Annotated in this window: 2 protein-coding genes; both read right to left on the reverse strand. The window is 48.5% G+C overall.

Annotated elements, in window-relative coordinates; translation table 11 throughout:
* A partial coding sequence (locus FTT84_RS17825) for an IS66 family transposase (protein WP_180191849.1) occupies positions 1–928 on the reverse strand: 928 nt, incomplete at its 3' end.
* 74 nt (positions 929–1,002) lie between these two features.
* The coding region (gene tnpB, locus FTT84_RS17830) for an IS66 family insertion sequence element accessory protein TnpB (RefSeq protein ID WP_180082022.1) at positions 1,003–1,310 on the reverse strand (308 nt) is incomplete at its 5' end.

The following is a 1,310-nucleotide window of genomic DNA, read 5'->3' on the forward strand; positions in this document are numbered from 1 at the left end:
TATCCTGAAAGTCATAGATCACCGCCTGAACTGGATTGTACTGTGTAGTGGCATAGGCCCAGACATAACCTTTCTTCGGTTTTTTCTCATTCTCACCCATCCGCATGATGGTGACCGGTGTTTCATCTGCATGCAGCACCTGCTGTTGTAGTACCACCTCTTTTAAGGCATTGGCCAGAGGTTCCAGTTCTACACCGCAGCGACCTATCCAGTCAGATAAAGTTGATCTAGAAAGCTCGATTCCCGCCCGCTGATAGATCAGACGTTGACGGTACAGCGGTAAATGATCGGCATACTTCGATACCAGCACATGGCTGAGCAGTTCAGGTGAAGCAATGCCTTTATCAATCACATAGGCAGGCATTGCTTGCTGAGTCAGGGTGTCACACTCATCACAGACCCATTTGCCACGCACATGCTGTTCCTTATAGAACTGTGCCGGTCTGAAATGCAGTTTTTCACTGATATCTTCGCCGATACGACGTAACTGGCAGCCACAGCTGCATTGGGTTGATGCAGGTTCATGCTCAATACGGATGGTGTGTAGATGATCTGGCAGCAGTCGACGTTTAGGTTTGTTGGCTGGGGCTTTCTGTGCAGCTGCATCGGTTTTATCTGCATTCAGCCGTTCCAGTTCCAGATCAACCGCTGCGATATCTTCTTCAACCGCCTCATCCCACAGATGGATTTGTTTTGCAGTGAGATGTTCGTTTTTACTGCCAAATTTGTGCTGTTTAAATAGTGCGAGCTCATGCTCGTATTTTTGCGTGAGAATGGAAAGATGTTGAACTTTGGCATCCAATTGCTGGTTTGATTTTTCTAATTCTTGATTTGATTGTGCCAAAGACTGATGCTGCATTGCCAACTGCCGGGTAAATTCCAGCAGTTGTTCATGGGTCAGTTGGCTTAAATCAGGCAGCGTATTCATGACCGCAGTATGCCTGAGGTCATGACGCAGAGGAAATAGAACGTTTGGAGAATAGCAGAATGGACCAAGCTAGTTTAGAGCATCGTCACCACCTGCTGTCGTCCAATGCGCTGCCAAGGCAAACCCTGGATCAGTGCCTGTAACTGTTCTGGGCTGAGGGCTACGCTTTCACCCTGGTGAACTTTAGACCAGTGAAATTTTCCCTGTTCCAACCGCCGGGCACACAGCCAGATGCCCAGTCCATCATGTACCAGCACTTTCATGCGATGGCCACGTTTATTACAGAACAGGTAAGCACAATGCGGTTTGATGTAGCCAAAGGCTCTCACCACCTGAGCCATGGTCGTATCCATACCTGCACGCATGTCCATGGGCTGAGTAG

Origin of the sequence: Acinetobacter sp. YH01019, from assembly GCF_013420285.1 — a bacterium.
Taxonomy (GTDB): Bacteria; Pseudomonadota; Gammaproteobacteria; order Pseudomonadales; family Moraxellaceae; genus Acinetobacter; species Acinetobacter gandensis.